Here is a 23,473-nt window from a genome sequence, read left to right on the forward strand (position 1 = left end):
GGCAAAAACTTTTCCGGCTTTCTTTCGGGGCAGCGTGACGCCCCTCGCAGTGCGGATCGCCACGGCTGGCCTACTGTGACCCGCATGATCCTCGACGTCGCCCGTGAGCAGGTCCTTGGCCGTGGTGCCGGTCTGAACCAGGAGCAGCTGGTGGAGGTGCTGCGGTCACCCGACGACCAGCTGGCCGACCTGCTGGCGCTGGCGCACGACGTCCGGGTGAAGTGGTGCGGTGAGGAGGTCGAGGTCGAGGGGATCATCTCCCTGAAGACCGGCGGCTGCCCCGAGGACTGCCACTTCTGCTCCCAGTCCGGTCAGTTCACCTCGCCGGTGCGCTCGGTCTGGCTGAACATCCCCGAGCTGGTCGAGGCGGCCAAGGAGACCGCGAAGACCGGCGCGACCGAGTTCTGCATCGTCGCCGCCGTCCGCGGGCCCGACGCGCGGCTGATGGCGCAGGTCAAGGCCGGCATCGAGGCGATCAACGCCGAGGTCGACATCAACATCGCCTGCTCGCTCGGCATGCTCAGCCAGGAGCAGGTCGACGAGCTGCGCGCGATGGGCGTGCACCGCTACAACCACAACCTCGAGTCGGCCCGCTCGTACTTCGGCGACGTGGTCACCACGCACTCCTTCGAGGAGCGCTGGGAGACCTGCGTGATGGTCAAGGAGTCCGGCATGGAGCTGTGCTGCGGCGGCCTGGTCGGGATGGGCGAGACGCTGGAGCAGCGCGCCGAGCTGGCCGCCCAGCTGGCCGAGCTGGAGCCGCACGAGGTCCCGCTGAACTTCCTGAACCCGCGGCCGGGGACGCCGTTCGGCGACCTGGAGGTGATGGCCGGCAAGGACGCGCTGCGCACCATCGCGGCGTTCCGGCTGGCGATGCCGAAGACGATCCTGCGGTACGCCGGTGGCCGCGAGCTGACCCTCGGCGACCTGGGCACCCGCGAGGGCCTGCTCGGCGGCATCAACGCGGTCATCGTCGGCAACTACCTGACCACCCTCGGCCGCCCGGCGACCGCGGACCTGGACCTGCTGGCCGACCTGAAGATGCCGGTGAAGGAGCTCCAGAAGACGCTATGACGCTTGGGTACTGCGGCCACTGCGGTCAGGAGCTGACCGGCAGCGGCCACGACAACTGCCGTACGGCGCTCGCGATGGAGCCGCCGCGCTACTGCGACCAGTGCCGGCGGCGGATGGTCGTCCAGGTGCACCCGATGGGCTGGTCGGCCCGCTGCTCGGTGCACGGTGAGATCCATGGCTGACCTGCTCGCGCAGGACGCGGCGCTGCTCTGGCACCCGTACGCCTCGCTGACCGAGCCGTCGCCGACGCGGTTGGTCACCGGCGCTTCCGGCGTACGGCTGACGCTGGCGGACGGGCGCGGTGGTGAGGTCGAGGCGATCGATGCGATGGCGTCGTGGTGGTGCATGATCCACGGCTACCGCCATCCGGTGCTGGACGCTGCGGTGAAGGAGCAGGTCGATTCGTTCAGCCATGTGATGTTCGGCGGGCTCACCCACGAGCCGGCGGTCCGGCTGGGGGAGCGGCTGGTGGAGATCACGCCGGAGCCGTTGCAGCACGTGTTCTTCTGCGACAGCGGGTCGGTGTCGGTCGAGGTGGCGCTGAAGCTGGCGCTGCAGTACCAGGTCGCGCGCGGCTTCTCCGGGCGGACGCGGATGCTCACTGTGCGCGGTGGCTACCACGGCGACACGTTCGCGCCGATGAGCGTGTGCGACCCGGTCAACGGGATGCACTCGCTGTTCACCGGGGCGCTGAAGGAGCAGGTCTTCGGGCCGCAGCCTCCGGCTGGGTTCTCACGGGCTGCTGACGACCCGGAGTACCTGGCCTGGGCCGAGACGATGCGTGCGCTGGCCGCTGCGCATCGCGACGAGGTGGCGGCGATCGTGGTCGAGCCGATCCTGCAGGGGGCCGGTGGGATGTACCCGTACAGCCCGGCGTGCCTGCGGCTGCTGCGGGAGCTGGCCGACGAGTACGGGTTCCTGCTGATCCTGGACGAGATCGCTACCGGTTTCGGACGTACCGGAACGCTCTTCGCGTCGGAGCACGCAGGTGTCGAGCCGGACATCCTGTGCGTGGGCAAGGCGTTGACCGGCGGCTACCTGTCGATGGCTGCCACGCTCTGTACGACGGACGTGGCGCGGACGGTGTCGGGCGGGCCTGGCGGCGCGCTGATGCACGGACCGACGTTCATGGCGAACCCGCTGGCCTGTGCGGTCGCTCTGGCGAGCATCGACTTGTTGCTGGCGTCCGACTGGTCTGCTGAGGTTTCGCGCATCTCGGCCGGGCTGTCTGCTGGTCTGGCGCCCGCTGCTGAGTTGCCCGGGGTGAAGGACGTGCGGGTGCTCGGTGCTGTTGGGGTGGTGCAGCTCGGTGGGCCGGTGGACTTGCCGCGGATGACGGAGGCTGTGCTGCGGCGTGGTGTGTGGGTGCGGCCGTTCCGGGATCTCGTGTACACGATGCCGCCGTACGTGTGCACGGACGAGGAGATCGCGACGATCACCTCGGCGATCACCGAAGCCATTGCCGAGGGCAACTGATGTCGGAGGCGCCCGGCGGCGGACTGCTCGGGGAGTGGCTGGCGCCGCTGGCTGCCGAGCGGGAAGCCCGCGGGTTGACTCGTCGGTTGTGCGCTCGATCGTCCGGCGAGCAGTTGGTTGATCTGGCCGGCAACGACTATCTGGGGCTGGCTCGCCATCCCCAAGTGGTGGAGGCTGCAGCAGCTGCTGTGCGGGAGTGGGGTGCTGGTGCGACTGCCTCTCGGCTCGTCACTGGCACGACTTCACTGCACGCTGAGCTGGAGACCGCTCTGGCTGCCTACACAGGACATCAAGCCGGGTTGGCCTTCTCCTCCGGCTACCTGGCCAACCTGGGTGTCGTCACCGCACTGGGCGGGCCTGACACGCTCCTGGTCTCCGACGCCCACGTGCACGCCTCGCTGGTCGACGCCTGCCGGCTCGCCCGCTCCCGTGTGCAGATCGTTCCGCACAACGACGTCGAAGCCGTCGGCAAGGCTCTTGCCAACCGCAACGAGCCCCGCGCTCTGGTGCTGGTCGAATCGGTCTACAGCGTCCTCGGCGACGCAGCGCCGCTGGCCGCGCTGGCAGCCGTCGCGCTGGAGCACGGCGCTGTCCTGCTCGTCGACGAGGCCCACGGGGTGGGTGTCACCGGCGGCGGCCGCGGGGGAGTCGCAGCAGCCGGGCTGGCCGGGCTCGACCATGTAGTGGTCACCGTGACTCTCTCCAAGGCGCTGGCCAGCCAGGGCGGCGTCGTACTCGGTCCGGCGATCCTGCGCGAGCACCTGGTCAACCGGGCTCGGCCGTTCATCTTCGACACGGGTCTCAACCCCGCTGCCTGCGCTGCTGCCCTCGCCGCGCTGCAGGTCCTGGCCGATGACCCCTCGCTGCCCGACGCCATTCACAGCACAGCGCTCCGGCTGGCCGCAGAGTGCGGTGTCACGCCATCCGCTGGTGCTGTGGTCTCCGTGCCGATGCCTGGTCCTCGCGAGGCGGTCCGGGCCGCTGAGCTGTGCCTGGCGAACGGCGTACGGGTCGGAAGCTTCCGGCCGCCCTCTGTGCCCGACGGCATCAGCCGGCTGCGGCTGACCGCTCGCGCCGGGCTGTCGTCCGCTGAGCTCGACCACGCGTGTCAGACCATCACCGCCGCTATCCAGGAGGTCTCGTGACCGTCCTCATCGTCACCGGGACCGACACCGGGGTCGGCAAGACCGTCGTCACCGCCGCGCTGGCTGCTGCAGCCTCCGGCAGCGTTGCGGTGATGAAGCCTGCACAGACAGGTGTGACCGCTGACGAGCCGGGAGACCTGCAGGACGTCCAGCGCCTCACCGGCCTGACCGACCTGCACGAGGGCATCCGCCTGCTCGACCCGCTGGCTCCTACGACGGCCGGGCGGCGGCAGGGACTCGCGCTGCCCTCGGTCGACACCCACGCCAAGGCGGTCGACGACCTGGCCGCCGAGCGCGACCTGGTTCTGGTGGAAGGCGCCGGGGGACTGCTGGTCGGGCTGGACGAGGACGGGCACGACCTGGCCGACCTGGCCGCACTACTGACCGTGCCGTTCGCGTTCGTCGTGGTCTGCCGCTCCGGGCTCGGCACGCTGAACCACACCGGGCTCACTGTCGAGGCGCTGCGCACCCGGGGGCTCCCGATCGCCGGACTGGTGATCGGGTCCTGGCCGGAAGAGCCGGACCTGGCCGAGCAGTGCAACGCCGACGACCTGCCCGCGACCACCGGCGTACCGGTGCTGGGCCGTGTCCCGGAAGGGGCCGGGGCGCTGGACCAGGCGAGCTTCCGGGCAGCCGCGCCGGCGTGGTTCACCGCGGCTCCGGTCAGCTGACGCCGGACAGGTTGTCCAGCGCGATTACAGCCCGGCTGACCAGCACCGATACCCTCTAGGCGTGACTGATCATGACCTGGTTCTCGTCGTCGACTTCGGTGCGCAGTACGCGCAGTTGATCGCCCGCCGGGTGCGCGAGGCGAAGGTGTACTCCGAGATCGTGCCGCACTCGATGCCGGTCGAGGAGATGCTGGCCCGCGAGCCGAAGGCGATCATCCTGTCCGGCGGCCCGCAGTCGGTGTACGCCGAGGGCGCGCCGCGGGTCGACTCCGGGCTGTTCGACGCCGGCGTCCCGGCGTTCGGGATCTGCTACGGGTTCCAGGCGATGGCGCAGACGCTGGGCGGCGACGTCCGCAAGACCGGGCTGCGCGAGTTCGGCCGGACACCGGTCACGGTCAGCGAGGCCGGCACGCTGCTGGCCGGGATCCCGGAGGACCTGAACGTCTGGATGTCGCACGGTGACGCCGTGCACGCGCCGCCGGCGGGCTTCGCCGTACTGGCCGCGTCCGGTGGTGCGCCGGTCGCCGCCTTCGAGGACCTGGACCGCCGGCTGGCCGGTGTGCAGTGGCACCCGGAGGTCCTGCACTCGCAGGCCGGGCAGGCCGTGCTGGAGCACTTCCTGTACGACATCGCCGGCTGCACCGGTGACTGGACGACCAGCAACGTCGTCGACGAGCAGGTCGAGCTGATCCGCCAGCAGGTCGGCGACAAGCAGGTCCTCTGCGCGCTGTCGGGCGGTGTGGACTCCGCGGTCGCTGCTGCTCTGGTCAGCAAGGCCATCGGTGACCAGCTCACCTGCGTGTACGTCGACCACGGGCTGCAGCGCGCCGGTGAGTCCGACCAGATCGAGAAAGACTTCGTCGCGGTCACCGGGACGCGGCTCGAGGTCGTCGACGCCGAGGAGCAGTTCCTGGCCGCGCTGGCCGGGGTCACCGACCCGGAGCAGAAGCGCAAGATCATCGGCCGCGAGTTCATCCGGACCTTCGAGGCGACCGCGCGCAAGCTGGACGCCGAGCGGCACATCGAGTTCCTGGTCCAGGGCACGCTCTACCCGGACGTCGTCGAGTCCGGCGGTGGCACCGGCGCGGCCAACATCAAGTCGCACCACAACGTCGGCGGCCTGCCCGACGACCTGCAGTTCTCGCTGATCGAGCCGCTGCGGACGCTGTTCAAGGACGAGGTTCGCGAGCTCGGCGTCGCGCTCGGCCTGCCCGAGTCGCTGGTCTACCGGCACCCGTTCCCGGGCCCGGGCCTGGCGATCCGGATCGTCGGCGAGGTGACCAAGGACCGGCTGGAGATCCTCCGCGCCGCCGACCTGATCGCCCGCACCGAGCTGACCGCGGCCGGCCTGGACCGCGACATCTGGCAGTTCCCGGTGGTGCTGCTGGCCGACGTCCGCTCGGTCGGCGTCCAGGGCGACGGCCGCACCTACGGCCACCCGGTCGTCCTGCGCCCGGTCACCAGCGAGGACGCGATGACCGCCGACTGGGCCCGGCTGCCGTACGACGTACTGGAGAAGATCTCCACCCGGATCACCAACGAGGTCGACGAGATCAACCGCGTCACCCTCGACATCACCAGCAAGCCGCCGGGCACCATCGAGTGGGAGTAGCCCGCTAGGAGTCGACCCGCGCGGCAACCGCGCGGGCGCACTCCAGCGAAGCACTCACCCCGGTGTCAACCTCCAGGTCGTAGTGCACGCCTTCGTGCACGACCTCCGCCTGGAGCTCCGCCATCCCGGTCGTCCGGTCGCCGCGGGCCTTCTCCCGCTCCGCGGCGATCTCCGGCGCGCACCGAACGCCCACCCACAGGACGTCGAGCCCCTCGAGCTGCGTGCGAACCCTGCTCTGCGACTCCGCGCCACCGAGAAACACGTCGTCCAGCACCACCCGCGCTCCCGCCCTGGCCATCGCCGCGATCCCCGCGAGCCAGGCCGTCTCCAGCGCCCGGAACTGCTCACCCACCGACACCTCACCGGCGTCCCCGAACCCGATCCCGTCCCCGCCGCTGACGAGCGCCGGCGGCATCGCGTCCACCAGATCGTCGATGCTCAGGCTCAGCCAAGCGCCCGGCAGTAGTCCCTGCAGCTCCCGGGCCAGCCGTGACTTGCCGGAGCTCGATCCACCGTTCAGCACGATCACCTGAATCACCAGGCCACGCTAGCGGTACGCCGCGACCTCGAGCTTCACGCTGCGGATCTCGTTCGCCCTCATCCCGACCTGGACCAGCGCGTACCAGGCCCATCTGGCCGGTACGACGAAGTCGGTACTGCTGATCGAGTCGGTGCACGCGACCCGGCGCGCGCCCGGCACCGGCGTGCCCGGTGGCGTCGCTCGCGGGTCGAGCTGCTGCTCCTGGTACGAGTTCAGCGACACCGACAGCATCACCGGATCGGCCGCGGTCGCGTTCGGACAGGCCGTCCGTACCCGCACCAGGTCGCCGGGCACGAGCCCGTCGACCGCCAGGTACAGCCCACCGTTCGCCTCGAGCTCGCGGTGCGGCGCCGGGTCTCCCAACAGCTGCCGGTCGCCGACCTGCAGCGGGGTGTCGTCGAGCTCCTGCAGCAGGAACTCGGTAGCGACCGGCCCAGCAGGCTCAGCCTGTCCGCGTGGCCACAGGTCCACCGCACTCACCACACCGGCGGCAACCACCGCCATACAGGCAACGGCCGCGACAACCTGCCGCCTCCGGTAGCGCTTCGCCCTGCGCCGGATGACGGGGACCGGGTCACCAGGGGAGTCGACCGGCCGGCCCGCCTCCTTCAGCAGCGTGCGTAGCTCATCGGTGTTCATCGGCTCTCCACGGTCGCTTGGGAGGTGAGATCGACGCGCAGCTTCGTCAGCGCCCGGTGGGTCTGGCTCTTCACCGTCCCGATCGAGCAGCCCAGCACGTCGGCCGTCTCGGCCTCGGACAGGTCTTCGAAGTACCGCAGGACGACCGCGGCGCACATCCGCTTCGGCAGCCGCCGCAGCGCCTGCATCAGGTCGGAGTGCTCGACCAGCTGCACAGCCCCGTACGCCGGAGGCGCCACCGCCGCCAGGTCGTCGGTCGGCACCTCCTTGCCGCCGCGCCGCCGGCGCCACCACTCGGTGTGCGTGTTGACCATCACCCGGCGCACGTACCCCGTCGGGTCCTCGGCCTGCACCTTGTGCCAGCTCAGCCAGCACCTGGTCAGCGTGCTCTGGACCAGATCCTCGGCCAGCGCGCGGTCCTGCGTCAGCAGGTACGCCAGGCCCAGCAGCGCGCCGTACCGAGCAGACACGTAGCCCTCGAAGTCGGCCCGCGTGCTCACCGGTGCGGTCTCCACATCACCCTGCATACCGACGAAGAGGCAGAACCACCGCCGAAGGTTGCATGCCCCCGAAGCTCACTCCCGCTCCCGCCGTCGACAGACCTCGCCGAGTGTCAGACAGGTCGCAAGCGCCAGTGCTCCCAGCGTGATGGTGAGGGCGGTCGGAAAGTAGTCGCCGGCTACGAGGAACAGGAGCACCATCAACGCGACCGCGGAAGCGTCGACCAGTGCGTACGGGCCGGCGACCGCAGCCACGGCCCGAGGCCGAACAGCCCGGAGGGTGAGGTACAGCAGCCCGAGAGCCGCAATGATCCAGACCGTCCAGGCGCCCAGCACGTGGCGAAACAGTAAAAGGCACGCAGGTGTGACAGCGAACAGCGCCGACACCCACCACGGCTGCCGTGGGTTCCTGGTCAGAGCACGCTGCAGCGTCACCGACCACGGCTGTCGCCCGGAGCTCACTCTGTTCGTCCGGCCGTTGAGTTGGCGTTCCGCACCACGGCGGTGAAGGCGACGCCGATGGCGAGCAGTACCAGGACGAGGACGGCGGCGATCCAGCGGCGACTGGTGTGCGGGCTGACGGCGGCAGCCATGGCGAAAGCTGCGCTGGTGGCCAGGATCAGGGCCCAGAAGAGGACCAGTCGCCAACGGGGAATCCTCCGCGGTGGGGTCCAGTCGGGCCGGCGGATGCGCTGCAGGAGGACCAGGCCGATCGAGGCGCTGAGCAGGGTGGGCAGACTGGACAGCCAGCGCCCGTCGAGCAGTTGGAGGACGCCGCCGGCGAGGCTCAGCACGATCGCGACGGTCAGCAGGGCGACCCACCGGCGTTGGTTCATCCCATTCGTGTACCCGCGTGGTGGAGCCGTAGTCGGAGAGTGCAGGTTGCTGCAGCTCAGGCTCGGTTGAGCTGATCCTCCAGCGCGTCGGCCTCCTGGTGCCGGTCCAGCTGGCGCAGGCGGTCGGCCAGCAGGTAGCCCGCCCGGTGGTAGTGCGGGTGGCTCGTCGTCAGGCTGTTGAAGATCCCCTCCAGCGCTGCTGCGTCAGCGCTGGCGTGTTCCGCCAGCAGCAGCTGCGCGTTGAGGTGTTGGTCCTCGTACCCACCCCGCTCGTAGGCCTCCGCTGCACGCGTCACATCAGCAACGAGCGTCGTCACGTTGCCTTGCTGCAGCGCGAGGATGCCGCGGTCCCAGTAGATGCCTGCCTGCTGGAACAGCACGTGCTCATCAGCAGACGGCAGCACCTCCAGCACCGACTGCGCGCGCTGCAGCAGCTCCCGCACCCGGTCGAACTCACCGGCGTACCGTGCCGACTGCCCAGCAAGCCGCAGCGCCTGCACTGTCTCCAGCGGCTGCTCAGCGGCCTCGAAGTACGCCGCCGCAGCCACGAACACCTCCACCGCTTCCTTGTCGCGGTCGAGGCGTTCGAGCAGGTTGCCTTCGTCCTGCTTGGTCTGTCCGAGCCAGTACGGGTGCGCGTCGGCCGGCGCCTCCGCCAGCAGCGCTCGCACCTGCACCAGCGCCGACTCCATCTCGCCCAGCGACTTGTACGCATCAGCCAGTACGCCGCGTACGTCGCCGAGCAGGCCGGCCAGCTCCGGGTCGCGCAGTGCGGGCAGCGCCTCTTCAGCGGTCTCGGCCGACTCCAGCGCGCGCCCGCTGAACAGGTACGCCTTGGCGAGCTCCAGCCGGCAGATCGCCAGGTGTACCTCGCTGTCCGGCGTACCGGTGGCCAGGGCGATCGCCTCTTCCAGGTCAGCCACGGCCTCTTCCGGACGCTGCAGCGCGAGCCGGATCCAGCCGCGCTGGCGGTAGGCGAACGAGCGCGGCATCTGCTGCCGCGTGGCCGTGCCGGCGGTAGCTGCCTCTTCCGCCTCCTCCAGCCGCTCCAGCTGCAGCAGCAGGTTGCACTGCAGGATCCCGGCGCCCGACTGGAGATCCGGGTCGGTGTCCTGCCTGCTCCGGAGCACCGCCAGCTCAGCCAGCGCCTCCTCCGTACGGCCGACCTGAGCCAGCATGGTCGCCAGCGAGTACTGCCACCCGGCGCGACGTCGCGGCTCGTCCTCCTCCATCAGCCGGCGCAACGGGACCTCGCCGGTGGCCAGGCCCTCGTCCAGCTGCCCGGCGTCACACAGCACGCGGCCGATCCGCCCGCGGTCGCGCAGGACCCGGATCTCTTCGCCCAGCTCGGCGTACAGGGTCAGGGACTCGCGCCACGCCTCCAGCGCGACCTCGGCCTTATCGTTGTCGGAGGCAACCAATCCGCGACCGTCGAGCACCCGGGCACGGTCCAGCGGCGACCGCTCGCTCTCCGGCACCTCCTGCTCGAACGCGGCCCACGCCGCACCCGCCTCCGTCCGGCGGTCGGTCTGCCACGCCTCCTCGGCCCGGTCGAGCCAGGCCTGGCCGCCACCCACCGGCAGCGGCTCGCTCGGCACCGGCGCCGGCTGCACGCGCTCGTGCGCGCGCCGGGCGGTCTCCGACAGCGGCAGGTAGTCCACCCACGGCTCCGCAGCCAGCACAGCCTTCACGTTGTCGCTCTGCCGCGTCGTGCCGTTGCGCTCGTCGAACTGCGCCGCCAGCTCCAGCGCCTGCTGCGCGAGCTCCTCGGCCAGTTGCCGCGACTCCACCTCGCCGGACGAGCGCCGGATCCGCAGGTCGACGCGGCTCAGCGCGAGCGACGCGGCCGCGGCGAAGTCCATCGCGGCCAGCGGGCTCGGCGGCTCGGCCAGGTCCGGCAGGTGCCGCTCGATCAGCTCGACAGCGCGCGGGAGGTTCCCGGTCCGCGCGCAGAAGCGGACGTGGTCGGCGTACGCGCTCAGCTCGCCAGGCTGGTTGCGGAGGATCCGGTAGGCCCGCCGGTGCGCGTCGACGGCTTCGGCGTACATGCCCTCGGCCACGTACGCCGGAAGCAGCGTGGTCAGCATCTGCTGCGGCTGCTCGTTGCAGGTCAGCTGCCCGTCCAGTACGCCGACCGACAGCGCCACTGCCTCGGCCGTCTGCCCGGTGGTCGTCAGGTGCAGCACCTTGTGCGTCGGGTCGCAGCCGATGCAGTCGGACAGGTCGTCGCGCGGCGACGTCGACCAGAGCCGGAACTGCTCGGCAGCGGCCGCGTCGTCACCGATGTGCGCGGCCACCTGCCAGCGATGCTGGTGCACGGCGTGCGGGCTGTGGCCACCAACCCGCCAGCGCCGCTCCATGTCGTCCAGTACGGCGTACGTCCGGTCGAGCGGCACCTCGGGGAACTTGGTCAGCGTGTTCGGCGCGTACTTGAAGCACCACAGGAACGAGTGCGAGTGCTCCTGGTACTTGGCCGGGTCAGCGTCCCAGTCGGCGACGCAGCGCGCGAACGGCACCAGCGACCGGCGCGGCTCCCCACCCATCACGTACGACGTGACCAGGTTGAGCCGGCTGAAGAACGCGATGTCCTCGGCGCCGGCGGCGTCGGCCCGCCGGACCACGTCCTCCAGCATCGCCGTACGGGCCTTGCCGTACGGCGCCGACTGGGCCTGGTGCAGGCGGTCGACCAGGTCGTCTGTCATCGCGTCGGGTCCTCCGAGGTAGGAACAGCCTGGTCGAGCAGGCCGAGGAAGGAGCGGTTCACCAGGGCGGAGTCCGCCGGGCCGATCGGGTGGTAGCCGAGCATCAGCGCGTGCCCGTACAGGCCTTCCACAGCGAGCTTGGCCAGCTCCGGGTCGGTCAGCGCGGCCATCCGGCGTACGAGAGGGCTGCGGTGGTTCAGCACGAGCTGGGGGCGGCTGTCGTCGTTGGTGTCGAGTGCGCCGAGCACATCCGACCAGAGCGCGTCGGTGCGTTCCCTGGTCGCGCGCAGCTCACTGGCGAACTGTGCTGACCGGTCGACGAGGTAGATGGCCGACAGCGACGCCGGGTCGAAGGCACGGACGACCACCTCGCAGCCGACCGAGTCCAGCGCCTCCTGGGCGAGCTGGACGAACGGGCGCAGCTCCAGCGCGGTCTGTGGGTCCAGGCTGTCGAAGCTGGTGCTCAGCTCGGTCGGGTCGAACCTGCTGGTGACCAGCCCCGGTACGACGTCCGGCAGGCGGGCCAGCAGCTCCGCGTCGTAGGTGTAGCCGGCGTTGACGATGGTCAGGTTCTGTGCGGAGGCGACCGCCGCGAGCTGACGGAACTCCTCGATCGTTCCGACGTACCGGATCTCGCCCTTGAGCTCCTGCAGCTCGGCGGCGGTCATCCGGCCGTGGTTGGTCTCGAACCGGAGCCAGCGGTGCACCAGCCGGAGCATCTGGTCGTCGTGCAGCGCCAGGGCCTTCACACCGAGCTGGTGGATCCCCAGGAACCGGTCCAGCTTCTGCGGGTCGGTGCTGCCGAGCCGGACCATCCAGCCACGCAGCTGCTCGCCCAGCGCCTCCCTGGTGGTCTCCAGGTGCCCGTCGTCGAACAGGGCCTCGCGGCTGGCCGTCGGGCGCAGCTCGGAGGTGTCGATCACCGCGCGAACGAAGAACGCCCAGTCCGGCAGCAGCCCTTCGACGCCCTCGGCCAGCAGCATCCGCTTCAGGTAGACGCGGTGCGTGGCCCGCTCGGCCGGGTTCGCGGCGAACGGCAGCACGAACGCGACACCGGTCAGGCCGGCCGCCGGGTTGTTCAGCGGGATCACGTCGAACGGCGTGAAGCCGAGCTGGTCCTGCGCGTAACCGACTAGGTCGGCCCGGCCGTTGCCCTCCCAGGGCGCGACGCCGTCGGTGACCCGCTCGCCGTTGACCGTGATCTCCAACGGGAGCAGGGCTCCGAAGAGCTTGACCAGCTCGATCACCGTCGCGGTCTTGAACCACTGCTCGGCACCGCGCCGGGCCTGCACGGTCACCGTCGTACCGACTTCTTCGCGGGCCGCGGACTCGCCGATCGTGTAGCGGCCGTCCGCCGTACCGTTCCAGCGTGTGGTTGGCCCGTCGGCCGGACGCGTCACGACCTCGATCTCGTCGGCCACCATGAACGCCGACAGCAGCCCGATCCCGAACTGCCCGAGGAACTCCGACCGCGCGAACCCGATCTCGTCGCGCTTCGAGCTGCGCCCGATCGTCGCCAGCAGCTCCCGCACCTGCTCCGGCCGCAGCCCGATCCCGGTGTCGCTGACACTGAGCCGCTGCCCGTCCACCACGATCCCGATCACGCCCGGCGCCGCCGCGTCCCCGGCCCGGCGCGCGGTCACCGCGTCGACGGCGTTCTGCAGCAGCTCCCGCAGGTACACCCGCGGACTGCTGTACAGGTGATGACTCAGGAGATCGACGACCCCCTGCAGGTCCACCTGGAAGTTCTCGCTACCCATTCCCCAGCCCCTCCAGCCCACAACTGCCTGAACGCTACGGCATTCGAGAGGCAACCTCCGCGTTGCGGACGAGCGAGGCCTACCCGTCAACGGCAGCCAGCACGGCGGACAGCTCGTAGGCACGGTCAGATCCGACAGCCAGTCGACTCTGCAGCCCGCGGAGCTGTTGTCTTGAGGTAGCACCGAGAGATGAGTCGACGGAGACCAGACGACGTAGAGCGCGGAGAGCCCAGTACTGCCCGAAGGGTGCCTCCTCGTCGACGATCGCGTTGACCAGGCGTTGCGCATGCCGTGGATCGGGATGGGCGTACAACTGCGCATACGCAGCAATACGTTGCCCGCCGTCGTCTGAGTTCAGATTGACAAGGGGATCCAGGGCGTCCGACGGAGCCTTGTTCAGAATCGAGATCATCTTCGAGACCAAGGTCGACAGTCGCGCAGTCCGCGCACTGCTTGATCGCTGCTCGTCACGGATGCTGTTGTACTCGTTGGCTAGTTGGTCGATCTCAGCGCGGATCGGCGCTCCGGCGGTGCCGATCCGATTTCGCGGTGATCTGAGGCTGGCCGTCTGAGCCACCTCGGAGCTTTGAATCGCACTTCGGGCGATGGCCTTGGCATCAGTCGCTTCGTCCTTGGCCTGCTGGACGTCCCGCTTCAGCGAGATACTGCGTATAGGCAGAGTGGAATACGTCGCTGCCGATATCGGTGGCAGCTACACCGTCGGTGAGTGTCGTCGACGCACCCGGCACCAACCTTTTATCTCCGCCGGGTTCCCACGAAGGGAGCTACGCTGTCGCGGCGATCCCGTCGAGCAGGCGGTCGAGGCCGTAGCGGTAGGCCTCGGCGGTGACCTCGCGGGTGCCGTCGCCGTACGCCGAACCGGCGCCGGCGCCGTCGTTCCAGACCGCGGTCATCGTCGGGTAGCGGTCGACGTCGAAGTAGTGCTCCCACAGGTCGCCGCGCTCGTGCCACCAGGCGTCGTGGGTCTGGCCGGTGGAGCGTTCGATCAGGTCGCTCTCGGCCTCGCCGCCGGCGGCGGAGTCGACGTACGTGGCGATCGCGAGGGCGGCCAGGTTCGCGCGGGCCGGCGGCAGGCCGAGCGCGAACATCGTGGACAGCAGGTACTCGCGGGCGGCCAGCATGCCCGGCCCGATCGGCGGGCGGATCGTGGAGACCCGGGCCAGCCAGGGGTGCCGGGAGTACATCGCGCGGGTCTCGTCGGAGTACAGCTCGACCTGGGCACGCCAGTCGGCGGGGCGGTCCTCGCCGGGGCCGGGCAGGCCGCGCTCGAGCAGGACCTGGTCGACCATCAGGTCGAGCAGTTCCTCCTTGGAGGGCACGTAGGTGTAGAGCGTCATCGTCCCGACGCCGAGCGCCTTGGCGACGTTGCCCATCGAGGCGGCCGCGATCCCGCGCTCGTCGGCGAGCGCGACCGCGGTGTCGACCACGGTGTCCAGCTGCAGCGTCGGCTTCCGGCCGCGGGCCTTCGTGGTGGCCTGCTGGGACTGCTTGCGCCACAGCAGCGCGAGCGTGCGCGCGGCCGGGCCGCCACCGCTGTGCTGCACCGTCATTCCGCACCTCTTCTCGTCGCCGCATCCTATGAGAGCTGATTCTCGTATACCATACGAGAATTGCTCTCCGAGTGGACGGAGTTGGGGATGTCGATCCTGGTGACGGGTGCGACCGGCAGCGTGGGGCGGCTGCTGGTGGACGAACTGGTGGCGGCGGGCGTGGCCGGCGTACGGGCGTTGACGAACAACCCGGCGAAGGCGGCGCTGCCGCCTGGTGTCGAGGTGGCGCGCGGGTATCTGGGCAAGCCGGCGACGCTGCCCGCGGCGCTGGAGGGGATCGACACGGTGTACCTGGCGCCGCTGCCGGCGTTCGTCGACGAGTTCGTGACGGCGGCGCAGAAGGCCGGCGTACGGCGGGTGGTGGTGCTGTCGGGGGAGCCGGCCGAGTACGAGGCGATGGGCGATCCGGAGTCGTGGCACTACTACAAGGTCGAGCGCGCGATCGAGGACGGCGGCTTCGAGTGGGCGCACCTGCGGCCCGGCCAGTTCATGAACAACACCCTCGACTGGGCCGAGTCGATCAAGACCGAGGGCGTCGTCCGCGGCCCGTACGCCGGTGCGGTGCAGCTGCCGATCGACCTCGGCGACATCGCGGCGGTGGCGAGCGTCGTACTGCGCGACGAAAGCTACACCGGGCAGAAGCTGCTGATGAGCGGGCCCGAGCAGCTGACGCAGCCGCAGGAGGTCGCGTTGATCGGCGAGGCTCTCGGCCGCGAGTTGCGCTTCGAGGAGCTGACGCACGCGGAGGCCGTGGCCGCGTGGACGCCGTTCATGGGCGCCGAGTCGGCCGAGTGGCTGGTCGACGGCTTCCGGATGATGGCCGAGTACGCCGCCGAGCCGTCGCCGGTGGTGCAGGAGGTGACCGGGCGTCCGGCCAAGCCGTACCGCGCGTGGGCCCGGGACAACGTGGCCGCGTTCCGGGCGTGATTTGAAAGCTTGCCGAACATGTGTTCGACTGTACTCCATGAGATGGGCGGGACAGCAGCTCGACGTGGAGACACCCGGCGCGTTGCCGGGGCTGGGCTCGATCGCGGGCCTGGTCCGGTCGGTGACGACACCGGAGTTCCAGGGCGTCACGTTCCACGAGGTGGTCGCGCGGTCGGCGCTGAACTCGGTGCCGGGGTCGGGTCTGCCGTTCAACTGGACGGTGAATCCGTACCGGGGCTGCACTCATGCCTGCCGGTACTGCTTCGCCCGCCCGACGCACAAATACCTGGAGCTCGACACCGGGCTGGACTTCGACCGCCAGATCGTGGTGAAGACCAACGTCGCCGACGTGCTGCGCCGGGAGCTGGCCCGGCCGTCGTGGCGTGGTGAACAAGTTGCCCTCGGCACCAATACTGATCCGTACCAGCGCGCCGAGGGGCGCTATCAGTTGCTGCCCGGGATCATCTCCGCGCTGGCCGACTCCGGGACGCCGCTGTCGATCCTGACCAAGGGCACGCTGCTCCGCCGCGACCTGCCACTGCTGCAGTCCGCGGCCGAGCAGGTCCCGGTCGGCATCGGGGTGTCGCTGGCGCTCGCCGACGAGCAGCTGCGCCGACGCCTCGAGCCCGGCGTACCGTCGGTCCGCGGCCGCCTGGAGCTGATCCGAGCGGTGCGCGAGGCCGGCCTGCCGTGCGGGGTGATGGTCGCCCCGGTGCTCCCGTGGCTCACGGACTCTGCGGAGCAGCTAGACGATCTCTTCGCCCGCCTGGCCACCGCCGGTGCCACCGGCGTGACGACCCTCGTCCTGCACCTGCGCCCCGGCGTCAAACCTTGGTTCATGAAGTGGCTGTCCGAGGATCACCCCGACCTGGTCGCACGCTACGAGTCCCTGTACGCCCACGGCCCCAACGCCGCCCCCAGCTACCGCAACGCCTTCGAGTCCAAGGTCCGCCCGCTACTGGCCAAACATGGTTTCGGTACGCCGAAACACAACTCCCGCACCATCATCGAAGCCCCCGGCGAGGGCTCCTTCTCCGGCTGGGGCGAACCGAACGAACGCTTCCGGGGCCCGCGCCGCGCTGACCCGGCGCCGCTCAACACCTCACCCCACCGCAGCCCGACGCACACCCGCCGCGGACCGGCACCGGTCCCACCGATCACCCCGGAACCCGAACAGCAGGCGCTGTTCTGAGCCGCACCTGCGGAGGATCGATCGCCTTCGTCCAGCGGACTCCGCCGCCGCGCTGATCCGTGCTGTTGACCGCGTGGGTCCACCGCAGGCCGGCGCCGGCCAGTGCGCCTGCTCGCCGCGGATCGGCGCCAGCCGCCGCTCACGCCGGAGGCTGAACAGCAAACGTTGTTCTGAGCCGCCGCGCGTCGAAGACCTCGGCGCTCAGACCTGCGTCCAGGCCCGCGCCTGGATTGCCGAGCTGCAGCACCGCCTCCGGTGCGGCGACCAGCAGCCTCGCCGTCTGGCGGCAAGCCGCGAGCAGTTGCTGATGAGCCCAGCCGACCTCGCGCACTGCGCTTGCAGGGGAGTGGTGGCGTGGCATCTCGGCGGAACAGGGGGCGGCGGCTCGGCGGGGGTTGGAGGGGCGGTGGTGCGGCGGAGGTTTGAGCGGGTGGCTCAGTGGCAGGGGAGGGTGGGCTCGACGGAGGGGTGAGGAGCGGTGGCTCGGCAGCGCCGGCTGGGCGGAGCGGCGCGGCGGCTCGTCGGGGGTTGAGGGGGCGGTGGTGCGGCGGAGTTTGAAGGGGGCGGCTCGGCAGCGCCGGCTGGGCGGAGCGGGGCGCCGGCTCGGTGGAGATGGGGAGTGGTGGCTCGACGGCGAGGTGGGCTCAGCGGAGGGTGAGGATTCTTGGGCCCTGGTCGGTGACAGCGACGGTGTGTTCGGCGTGGGCGCCTCGGGTGCCGTCGGTGGAGCGGAGGGTCCAGGCGTCGGGGTCGATGAGGTAGGTCGAGCCGGGGCCGTGCCAGAACCAGGGTTCGATGGCGAGGACGTGGCCGGTGCGGAGTTTCAGGCCTCGGCCGGGGCGGCCGCCGTTGGGGATGTGGGGTTCCTCGTGCATTCGGCGGCCGATGCCGTGGCCGCCGAAGTCGAGGTTCGTGCCGACGCCGGCTTCGGTGCCGACGGCACCGATCGCTGCGCCGACGTCGCCCAGGCGTGCGCCCGGTACGGCGGCCGCGATGCCCGCCGCGAGGGCGCGCTCGGTGGTGGCGATCAGTGCCAGGTCTTCCGGGCGCGGCGTACCGACGACGAAGCTGGTGGCGGAGTCGGCGCACCAGCCGTCGACCGAGGCGCCGCAGTCGACGTTCAGCAGGTCGCCGTCCTGCAGGCGCAGGTCGCTCGGCAGGCCGTGCAGCACCGCGTCGTTGACCGACGTACAGATGACGCCTTTGAACGGCGACGATGCGAAGCCTGGCTGGTACCCGTCGAAGAGCGACACCGCGCCGGCGGTGCGCAGGACGTCGCGGGCGATCTCGTCGAGCTCGCGTAACGAGACGCCGACGGCCGCAGCGGTCTTCACGGCGGTGAGTGCGGCCGCGACGACCTGTCCGGCCGCGTGCATCGCCTCGACCTCGGCCGGGGTTTTCAGGTCCACCATCGGCTGCGTCCTCGGGTCGCGGGATAGTTATCCCGGTATCATAATCACGTTCAACCTTTTGCCGGCTCACGACGTCTTGTAGGTGTCCGTCCTGCCGGGGCGGAGACCTGGGGGCTTGGCCATGCGCGTGCGGTGGAAGGTGTTGGCGGTCGGCGTTCTGCTGGCCGGGTTGAGCGGTTGTGCCGACGTACCGGTCGGCGGTGGTTCGAGCGGCGAGGGCGCCAGCAAAGGCGGAGGCCCCGGGACGGGTTCAGGCTCGGGACCCCAGTCGCAGACCAACGCCCAGGAGATCAGCCTCGTCGCCACCGGCGACGTCCTGCTCCACGAACGCCTGTGGACCACCGCCCGCCAGGACGGCAGCAACGGCCAGTGGGACTTCGCGCCCCTGCTCAGCGGCGTCAAACCCCTTGTCCAGGACGCAGATCTCGCCGTCTGTCACCTCGAGACCCCGCTCGGTGCGCCGTACTCCGGCTACCCGCTCTTCCAGGGCCCGCCGCAGATCGTGCCCGCCCTGAAGACAACCGGGTACGACGCCTGCACGACCGCCAGCAACCACAGCTTCGACAAAGGGGCCGCCGGCATCGACCGGACGCTGCGCACCCTCGACAAGGCCGGCCTGAAGCACACCGGTACGGCGCGGACGCCGCAAGAGGCGGCGACGCCGACCATCGTCGACGTACAGGGCGTGAAGGTCGCGCTGCTCAGCTACACCTACGGCTTCAACGGCATGCCGTACCCGAACGGCGAGACCTGGCGGGCCGGGAAGCTCGACCCGGTCAAGATCAAGGCGATGGCGGCCAAGGCCCGCGACCTCGGCGCGCAGATCGTCGTGGTCAGCGCGCACTGGGGTACCGAGTACTCGTCCACTGCGAGCCCCGAGCAGCGCACGCTGGCCGCGGAATTGCTTGCCGACAGCAACATCGACCTGATCCTCGGGCACCACGCGCACGTGGTGCAGCCGATCGAGCAGGTGAACGGCAAGTGGGTCGCCTACGGCCTCGGCAACCTGGTCGCCGCGCACCGGACGCCGAACGCACCGAAGTCCGAGGGACTGCTGGTCAAGTTCACGTTCAAGCGCGACGGCGACCGGTGGAAGGCTGCGGCTCCGGAGTACGCACCGCTGCTGGTCACCGACGCGCTGCCGGTGCGGGTGCTCGACGTACGGCGTGAGCTCGCGAAGCCGGACCTGTCGGCGGCCAAGCGCGAACGGCTCGAGCTGGCCGAGCGCCGGACTGCGGAGACCGTCGAGAGTCTCACCAAGGCGCCGAAAACCCTTTGAGAACAAGGCACGAAGCGCTCTAGGCTCGCGACCATGATTACGTACTTCGTGATGGTCCGTCGTGCCCGCCTCCGGGCAGGCGAGGGGTGCCTGGGGATGGCATCCGCTCGATAGTCGTTGGGCCCAGCGCGTCGTCGACGCCGCCGGAGTGCGCTCCGGTGACCTCGTCCTCGACGTCGGGGCCGGTCTCGGCGCGCTGACCGGGCCGCTGGTGCGAGCCGGCGCCGAAGTCATCGCCGTCGAGCTGCACCCAGGCCGCGCGGCCAAGCTCCGCGACCGCTTTGGGGCGATCAAGGTGATTCAGGTCGATGCAACCGATCTGCGGTTGCCGAATCGCCCGTTCCGAGTGATCTCGAGCCCGCCGTACGGCGTCTCGACCGCGCTGCTGAAGAGGCTGCTCTCACCAGGCTCACGCCTGTTGTCCGCAGACCTCGTCCTGCAGCGTCAGGTGGTCAACCGCTGGGTCGAAGGCCGTGCCCCGGGAGCAGCCCGCTGGACCCGCCACTACGACACCTCGATCGGTATCCGCCTTCCCCGCAAGGCGTTCACCCCACCACCCCATGTCGATTCCGCTGTCCTGAGAATCACCAAGAGATAGAAAGGCCCGCTCCACCAGGAGCGGGCCTTTCGCATCTCAGCCGTGCCAGGACTTCCACAACGCGGCGTACGAACCATCCCGAGCAACCAGCTCGTCATGACTGCCCAGCTCGCTGATCGTCCCGTCCTCGACCACCGCGACCCGGTCCGCATCGTGCGCCGTGTACAGCCGGTGCGCGATCGCAATCACCGTCCGGCCCTCCAGCACCGCGGCCAGCGACTGCTCCATGTGCCGCGCGGCCCGCGGGTCGATCAGCGACGTCGCCTCGTCCAGCACCAGCGTGTGCGGATCGGCCAGCACCAGACGCGCCAGCGCCAGCTGCTGAGCCTGCGCCGGAGTCAGCGCGAACTGCCCCGAGCCGACCCGCGTGTCCAGCCCCTCGGGCAGAGCTTCGGCCCACTCGCGCGCGTCCACCGCGTCGAGCGCCTCCAGCAGCGTCTCGTCCGACGCCTCCGGCGACGCCATCGACAGGTTGTCGCGCAGCGTGCCGACGAACACGTGGTGCTCCTGGGTGACCAGCGCGACCTGCCGGCGCAGCTCGTCGAGCGGCAGGTCGGTCATCCCGACCCCGCCGACGCTGACCGAGCCGGTCCGCGGCGGGTGGATGCCCGCGATCAGCCGCCCGAGCGTCGACTTGCCCGCACCGGACGGGCCGACCATCGCGATCCGCTCGCCCGGCTGGACGGTCAGGTCCACACCGTGCAGCACGTCGCGGCCGTCGACGTACGAGAACCGCACGTCGCGCGCCTCGACCAGTTCGCCGGACGGCTGCTCGCCGGTCGGCGTCCGGTCGTCCGGTACGTCGGTGATGCCGAGCAGGCGGGCCAGCGCGGCGCCGCCGGACTGCAGCTCGTCCAGCCAGGAGATCAGCCGGTCGACCGGGTCGATCAGCTGGCTGGCGTAGAGCACCGCGGCCGTCACCGCGCCGAGCGAGACGTGCCCGTTGATGTGCAGCCAGCCGCCGAACAGCAGCGTGCCGACGACGGGCACCAGGTACCCGACCTCGACCACCGGGAAGTAGACCGTGCGCAGGAACAGCGTGTACCGCTCGGCGTCGTACGAGCCGCGGATGTCCTTGTCGCCCTGGCGAACGCGCGACTCGTACCGGCGCAGGGCCTCGACCGTGCGCGCACCCTCGACCGTCTCGGCCAGCGAGCTGGTCATCTGCGCGTACGCCGCGTTCTCCCGCAGGTACCCGTCCTTGGCGCGGCGCAGGTACCACTTGGTGCTCAGCCAGAGCACCGGCACCATCGCCAGCAGCGGCACCAGCACCCAGACGCCGACCAGCATCGCGGCACCGACCGTGAACAGCACGGTGACGAACGCGATGATCGTCTCCGGGACGGCGAACCGCACGGTCCGCGACAGCGTGTCCACGTCCCGCGAGGTGCGCGACAGCAGGTCCCCGGTCCCGGCGCGCTCGACCGTTCCGATCGGGAGCGCCAGGGCGTCGTCGACGAAGTCCTCGCGCAGCTCGGCCAGCACCTGCTCGCCGAGCGCGAACGACCGGTAGCGGGCCCAGCGGGTGAGCAGCGACTGCACCACGACGAACACGGCGATCACCACGATCACCTGGTTCACCGCGGAGGCCGTCGTACCGCGCTGGACGTTCTCGACCAGCTCACCGATCAGCCGCGGCGTGGCCAGACCGGTGACCGCCGCCAGGGCGTGCAGGCCGAGCGCGATCAGCAGAGCGCGTGGGTGTCGCCTGGCCAGCAGGCGGGCGTGCCTGCGGACCTGTGCCGAGTCGGCGACCGGCAGGATCTGCTTCATGCGAGCACCTCCTCGTCCTCGGTCTGGCGGGTGACAGTACGGCGGTAGTGCGGCTCGGTCTCCAGCAGCTGCCGGTGTTGACCGGTCGCCACGACCCGGCCGTCGGCGACGAAGATCACCTCGTCGACGCGGTCGAGCAGGAGCGGGCTGGACGTCAGTACGACGGTGCTACGGCCCTCCCGGTACTCGCGGAGCCGGTCGGCGATCCGGGCCTCGGTGTGCGCGTCCACCGCGGACGTCGGCTCGACCAGCACCAGCACCGACGGGTCGGCCAGCAGCGCCCGGACCAGCACCAGCCGCTGCCGCTGGCCGCCCGAGAACGAGCGGCCCTTCTCCTCGACCTCGGCGTCGAGCCCGTCGGCCAGCGCGACCAGCACGTCCTCGGCGGAGGCCGTCCGGATCGCCGCCATCAGCTCCTCGTCCGTACGCCGGCCGCTCGGGTCCAGCTCGTCGCGCAGTACGCCGGTGAACAGCTGCGAGCCGGTGTCGCTGACCAGGATCCGCTGCCGGACGTCGGCCCGGGTGGCGCTGGCCAGCGTGACCCCGCCGTACCGGACCTCGCTGGCGTCGTCGTACCGGCCCAGGACGTCGGCGACGAGCGCGGCCTGCTCGGACTCGGCGGAGACGATCGCGGTCAGCCGGCCGTCGCGGACGCGGATGCCGGAGACCGGGTCGACCAGGTCGCCGCGCTCCGGCAGCCGGACCGGCTGGGCCGAGTCGGTCACGTCGGGCGTCAGCTCGAGCACGCGGACGATCCGGCGCCCGGCGACCAGCGCGCGCATCAGGGCGTTCGCCATCTCGGTCGCCGTCCGGAGCGGCAGGACCAGGAACGTCGCGTACCCGTAGAACGCGACCAGGCTGCCCGCGCTCAGGTCGCCGCGGACGGCGAAGTGCGCGCCGAGGCCGACCACGCTGACCACGAAGATGCCCGGCAGGAAGACCTGCGCCGCGTCGAGCACGGACTGGATCCCGGCGACCTTCACGCCGGCGCCGCGGACCCGCTGCGACTCGGCGCGGTAGCGCTTGGAGAACGACTCCTCGCCGCCGATGCCGCGCAGCACACGCAGGCCGGAGACGATGTCGGAGCCGAGCGAGTTCAGCTCGCCGACCGCCTCGCGCTGCGCGGACTGCCGGTGGTGCAGCGGACGCAGCATCGGGCCGAGCGCGAACAGCATCAGCGGGACACCGATCAGCACCACCAGGCCGAGCACCGTCGACGTACTGAGCAGGATCACCGCGACCACCACGAACGCGACGATCGCGCCGCTGAACCGGGCCGAGATCTCCAGCAGGTTCCCGATGTAGGCCAGGTCGCCGGCGCCGACGCTGACCACCTCACCGGTGGCCAGGTTCTTCGGCAGGGTCGCACCCAGGTCGGCGGACTTGCGGGTGACCACCTGGACGGTCCGGTAGGCGCCGCTCAGCCAGTTCGACACCGCGAACCGGTGCCGCATGATGCCGGCCAGCGCCTGCACCACCCCGACCGCGAACAGCAGCGCCGTCCAGCCCAGCAGCCGGTCGACGTCCCCACCCGCGATCCCCTCGTCGATCGCCTTCCCGAGGATCGCCGGCACGAACGCCTGCGCCCCCATCCAGAGCATCCCGAAGGTCATGCCGCCGAGCAGCGTCGCCTTCTGGCCGCGCGCCACCCAGAGCAGGTAGCGCGCGGCAGAACGATGGTCCGGAGTGCCGGGATCGGCCAGAGGAAGTTGTTTCATAACCTGTCCAGGCTAGGTCCGGCCACCGACAACGAGCATCCGATTTA

23 protein-coding genes are annotated in these 23,473 nt (G+C 70.5%); 10 read left to right on the forward strand and 13 right to left on the reverse strand.

All coding sequences use genetic code 11. The features are described from left to right. Positions 1 to 84: 84 nt before the first annotated feature. The 6 genes from bioB (at position 85) to guaA (ending at position 5,978) form a co-directional block, all read left to right on the forward strand. On the forward strand, positions 85 to 1,074 hold the full coding sequence (bioB, locus tag ACZ6Z4_RS21185) for a biotin synthase BioB (RefSeq protein ID WP_465566914.1): 990 nt from the start codon (positions 85 to 87) through the stop codon (positions 1,072 to 1,074). Continuing rightward, on the forward strand, positions 1,071 to 1,256 hold the full coding sequence (gene bsaP, locus ACZ6Z4_RS21190; protein WP_363666103.1) for a biotin synthase auxiliary protein BsaP: 186 nt from the start codon (positions 1,071 to 1,073) through the stop codon (positions 1,254 to 1,256). Before bioB ends, bsaP begins: the two co-directional genes overlap by 4 nt. Further along, on the forward strand, positions 1,249 to 2,550 hold the full coding sequence (gene bioA / locus ACZ6Z4_RS21195; protein WP_465566920.1) for an adenosylmethionine--8-amino-7-oxononanoate transaminase: 1,302 nt from the start codon (positions 1,249 to 1,251) through the stop codon (positions 2,548 to 2,550). Before bsaP ends, bioA begins: the two co-directional genes overlap by 8 nt. After that, entirely contained in the window at positions 2,550 to 3,695 is a 1,146-nt protein-coding gene (locus tag ACZ6Z4_RS21200; RefSeq protein WP_465566923.1) for an 8-amino-7-oxononanoate synthase, read from the forward strand. The genes bioA and ACZ6Z4_RS21200 overlap by 1 nt, the downstream gene beginning before the upstream one ends. Then, positions 3,692 to 4,366: a dethiobiotin synthase gene (gene bioD, locus ACZ6Z4_RS21205; protein ID WP_465566926.1), complete on the forward strand. Its 675-nt coding sequence runs from the start codon at positions 3,692 to 3,694 to the stop codon at positions 4,364 to 4,366. The genes ACZ6Z4_RS21200 and bioD overlap by 4 nt, the downstream gene beginning before the upstream one ends. Positions 4,367 to 4,427: 61 nt before the next feature. Next, complete coding sequence (guaA, locus tag ACZ6Z4_RS21210) at positions 4,428 to 5,978, forward strand: glutamine-hydrolyzing GMP synthase (protein WP_465566929.1); 1,551 nt, start codon at positions 4,428 to 4,430, stop codon at positions 5,976 to 5,978. A gap of 4 nt (positions 5,979 to 5,982) precedes the next feature. Here guaA and cpt read toward each other — a convergent pair whose 3' ends face one another. The 9 genes from cpt to ACZ6Z4_RS21255 form a co-directional block, all read right to left on the reverse strand. Next, positions 5,983 to 6,516, reverse strand: a complete 534-nt coding sequence (gene cpt, locus ACZ6Z4_RS21215) for a chloramphenicol phosphotransferase CPT (protein WP_465566932.1) — start codon at positions 6,514 to 6,516, stop codon at positions 5,983 to 5,985. A 9-nt stretch (positions 6,517 to 6,525) separates the two neighbouring features. Beyond that, positions 6,526 to 7,158, reverse strand: coding sequence for a hypothetical protein (locus ACZ6Z4_RS21220; RefSeq protein ID WP_465566935.1), 633 nt, complete (start codon positions 7,156 to 7,158; stop codon positions 6,526 to 6,528). Then, positions 7,155 to 7,658 carry a SigE family RNA polymerase sigma factor gene (locus ACZ6Z4_RS21225; RefSeq protein ID WP_465566939.1) on the reverse strand — a complete coding sequence of 168 codons (504 nt, stop codon included), beginning with the start codon at positions 7,656 to 7,658 and terminating at the stop codon, positions 7,155 to 7,157. The genes ACZ6Z4_RS21220 and ACZ6Z4_RS21225 overlap by 4 nt, the downstream gene beginning before the upstream one ends. A gap of 75 nt (positions 7,659 to 7,733) precedes the next feature. Continuing rightward, positions 7,734 to 7,994 carry a hypothetical protein gene (locus tag ACZ6Z4_RS21230; RefSeq protein WP_465566942.1) on the reverse strand — a complete coding sequence of 87 codons (261 nt, stop codon included), beginning with the start codon at positions 7,992 to 7,994 and terminating at the stop codon, positions 7,734 to 7,736. A 122-nt stretch (positions 7,995 to 8,116) separates the two neighbouring features. Next, positions 8,117 to 8,494, reverse strand: a complete 378-nt coding sequence (locus tag ACZ6Z4_RS21235) for a hypothetical protein (RefSeq protein ID WP_465566945.1) — start codon at positions 8,492 to 8,494, stop codon at positions 8,117 to 8,119. Positions 8,495 to 8,550: 56 nt separating this feature from the next. Further along, on the reverse strand, positions 8,551 to 11,196 hold the full coding sequence (locus ACZ6Z4_RS21240; RefSeq protein ID WP_465566948.1) for a tetratricopeptide repeat protein: 2,646 nt from the start codon (positions 11,194 to 11,196) through the stop codon (positions 8,551 to 8,553). Continuing rightward, positions 11,193 to 12,956, reverse strand: coding sequence for an HSP90 family protein (locus ACZ6Z4_RS21245; RefSeq protein ID WP_465566951.1), 1,764 nt, complete (start codon positions 12,954 to 12,956; stop codon positions 11,193 to 11,195). Before ACZ6Z4_RS21245 ends, ACZ6Z4_RS21240 begins: the two co-directional genes overlap by 4 nt. Positions 12,957 to 13,035: 79 nt before the next feature. Further along, entirely contained in the window at positions 13,036 to 13,533 is a 498-nt protein-coding gene (locus ACZ6Z4_RS21250) for a hypothetical protein (protein WP_465566956.1), read from the reverse strand. A gap of 208 nt (positions 13,534 to 13,741) precedes the next feature. Continuing rightward, complete coding sequence (locus ACZ6Z4_RS21255) at positions 13,742 to 14,527, reverse strand: TetR/AcrR family transcriptional regulator (protein WP_465566959.1); 786 nt, start codon at positions 14,525 to 14,527, stop codon at positions 13,742 to 13,744. A gap of 87 nt (positions 14,528 to 14,614) precedes the next feature. Here ACZ6Z4_RS21255 and ACZ6Z4_RS21260 point away from each other — a divergent pair, with 87 nt between their 5' ends. Both ACZ6Z4_RS21260 and ACZ6Z4_RS21265 read left to right on the forward strand, forming a co-directional pair. Beyond that, positions 14,615 to 15,454 (forward strand): NAD(P)H-binding protein, encoded by an 840-nt coding sequence (locus ACZ6Z4_RS21260; protein WP_465566962.1) that lies wholly within the window; start codon positions 14,615 to 14,617, stop codon positions 15,452 to 15,454. A gap of 37 nt (positions 15,455 to 15,491) precedes the next feature. After that, a complete protein-coding gene (locus ACZ6Z4_RS21265) occupies positions 15,492 to 16,646 on the forward strand; it encodes an Rv2578c family radical SAM protein (protein WP_465566965.1) in 1,155 nt (384 codons plus the stop codon). A 139-nt stretch (positions 16,647 to 16,785) separates the two neighbouring features. On the opposite strand, the gene ACZ6Z4_RS21270 is transcribed toward ACZ6Z4_RS21265, so the two are convergent. Next, entirely contained in the window at positions 16,786 to 16,977 is a 192-nt protein-coding gene (locus ACZ6Z4_RS21270; RefSeq protein WP_465566968.1) for a hypothetical protein, read from the reverse strand. A gap of 313 nt (positions 16,978 to 17,290) precedes the next feature. After that, a complete protein-coding gene (map, locus tag ACZ6Z4_RS21275) occupies positions 17,291 to 18,058 on the reverse strand; it encodes a type I methionyl aminopeptidase (protein WP_465566970.1) in 768 nt (255 codons plus the stop codon). Positions 18,059 to 18,179: 121 nt separating this feature from the next. Between map and ACZ6Z4_RS21280 the strand changes: the two genes are divergently transcribed. Beyond that, positions 18,180 to 19,337 (forward strand): CapA family protein, encoded by a 1,158-nt coding sequence (locus tag ACZ6Z4_RS21280; protein ID WP_465566973.1) that lies wholly within the window; start codon positions 18,180 to 18,182, stop codon positions 19,335 to 19,337. A gap of 61 nt (positions 19,338 to 19,398) precedes the next feature. Then, on the forward strand, positions 19,399 to 19,935 hold the full coding sequence (locus ACZ6Z4_RS21285; protein ID WP_465566976.1) for an rRNA adenine N(6)-methyltransferase family protein: 537 nt from the start codon (positions 19,399 to 19,401) through the stop codon (positions 19,933 to 19,935). Positions 19,936 to 19,971: 36 nt separating this feature from the next. Here the strand turns inward: ACZ6Z4_RS21285 and ACZ6Z4_RS21290 are convergent, their stop codons facing one another. Together ACZ6Z4_RS21290 and ACZ6Z4_RS21295 are read right to left on the reverse strand one after the other, a co-directional pair. Continuing rightward, positions 19,972 to 21,708 carry an ABC transporter ATP-binding protein gene (locus ACZ6Z4_RS21290; RefSeq protein WP_465566979.1) on the reverse strand — a complete coding sequence of 579 codons (1,737 nt, stop codon included), beginning with the start codon at positions 21,706 to 21,708 and terminating at the stop codon, positions 19,972 to 19,974. Continuing rightward, positions 21,705 to 23,426, reverse strand: coding sequence for an ABC transporter ATP-binding protein (locus ACZ6Z4_RS21295; RefSeq protein WP_465566982.1), 1,722 nt, complete (start codon positions 23,424 to 23,426; stop codon positions 21,705 to 21,707). The genes ACZ6Z4_RS21290 and ACZ6Z4_RS21295 overlap by 4 nt, the downstream gene beginning before the upstream one ends. Positions 23,427 to 23,473: the final 47 nt, after the last annotated feature.

The organism is Kribbella sp. NPDC104740, from assembly GCF_055583505.1.

Excerpts from the sequence above, each read along its gene's own strand:
- bsaP (WP_363666103.1), top strand. The coding sequence starts at position 1,071 with ATGACGCTTGGGTACTGCGGCCACTGCGGTCAGGAGCTGACCGGCAGC.
- ACZ6Z4_RS21200 (WP_465566923.1), top strand. The coding sequence starts at position 2,550 with ATGTCGGAGGCGCCCGGCGGCGGACTGCTCGGGGAGTGGCTGGCGCCG.
- ACZ6Z4_RS21280 (WP_465566973.1), top strand. The coding sequence starts at position 18,180 with ATGCGCGTGCGGTGGAAGGTGTTGGCGGTCGGCGTTCTGCTGGCCGGG.
- ACZ6Z4_RS21265 (WP_465566965.1), top strand. The coding sequence starts at position 15,492 with ATGAGATGGGCGGGACAGCAGCTCGACGTGGAGACACCCGGCGCGTTG.
- ACZ6Z4_RS21220 (WP_465566935.1), bottom strand. The coding sequence starts at position 7,158 with ATGAACACCGATGAGCTACGCACGCTGCTGAAGGAGGCGGGCCGGCCG.
- bioA (WP_465566920.1), top strand. The coding sequence starts at position 1,249 with ATGGCTGACCTGCTCGCGCAGGACGCGGCGCTGCTCTGGCACCCGTAC.
- ACZ6Z4_RS21260 (WP_465566962.1), top strand. The coding sequence starts at position 14,615 with ATGTCGATCCTGGTGACGGGTGCGACCGGCAGCGTGGGGCGGCTGCTG.
- bioB (WP_465566914.1), top strand. The coding sequence starts at position 85 with ATGATCCTCGACGTCGCCCGTGAGCAGGTCCTTGGCCGTGGTGCCGGT.
- ACZ6Z4_RS21255 (WP_465566959.1), bottom strand. The coding sequence starts at position 14,527 with ATGACGGTGCAGCACAGCGGTGGCGGCCCGGCCGCGCGCACGCTCGCG.
- ACZ6Z4_RS21290 (WP_465566979.1), bottom strand. The coding sequence starts at position 21,708 with ATGAAGCAGATCCTGCCGGTCGCCGACTCGGCACAGGTCCGCAGGCAC.
- ACZ6Z4_RS21295 (WP_465566982.1), bottom strand. The coding sequence starts at position 23,426 with ATGAAACAACTTCCTCTGGCCGATCCCGGCACTCCGGACCATCGTTCT.
- ACZ6Z4_RS21245 (WP_465566951.1), bottom strand. The coding sequence starts at position 12,956 with ATGGGTAGCGAGAACTTCCAGGTGGACCTGCAGGGGGTCGTCGATCTC.
- ACZ6Z4_RS21235 (WP_465566945.1), bottom strand. The coding sequence starts at position 8,494 with ATGAACCAACGCCGGTGGGTCGCCCTGCTGACCGTCGCGATCGTGCTG.
- ACZ6Z4_RS21240 (WP_465566948.1), bottom strand. The coding sequence starts at position 11,196 with ATGACAGACGACCTGGTCGACCGCCTGCACCAGGCCCAGTCGGCGCCG.
- map (WP_465566970.1), bottom strand. The coding sequence starts at position 18,058 with ATGGTGGACCTGAAAACCCCGGCCGAGGTCGAGGCGATGCACGCGGCC.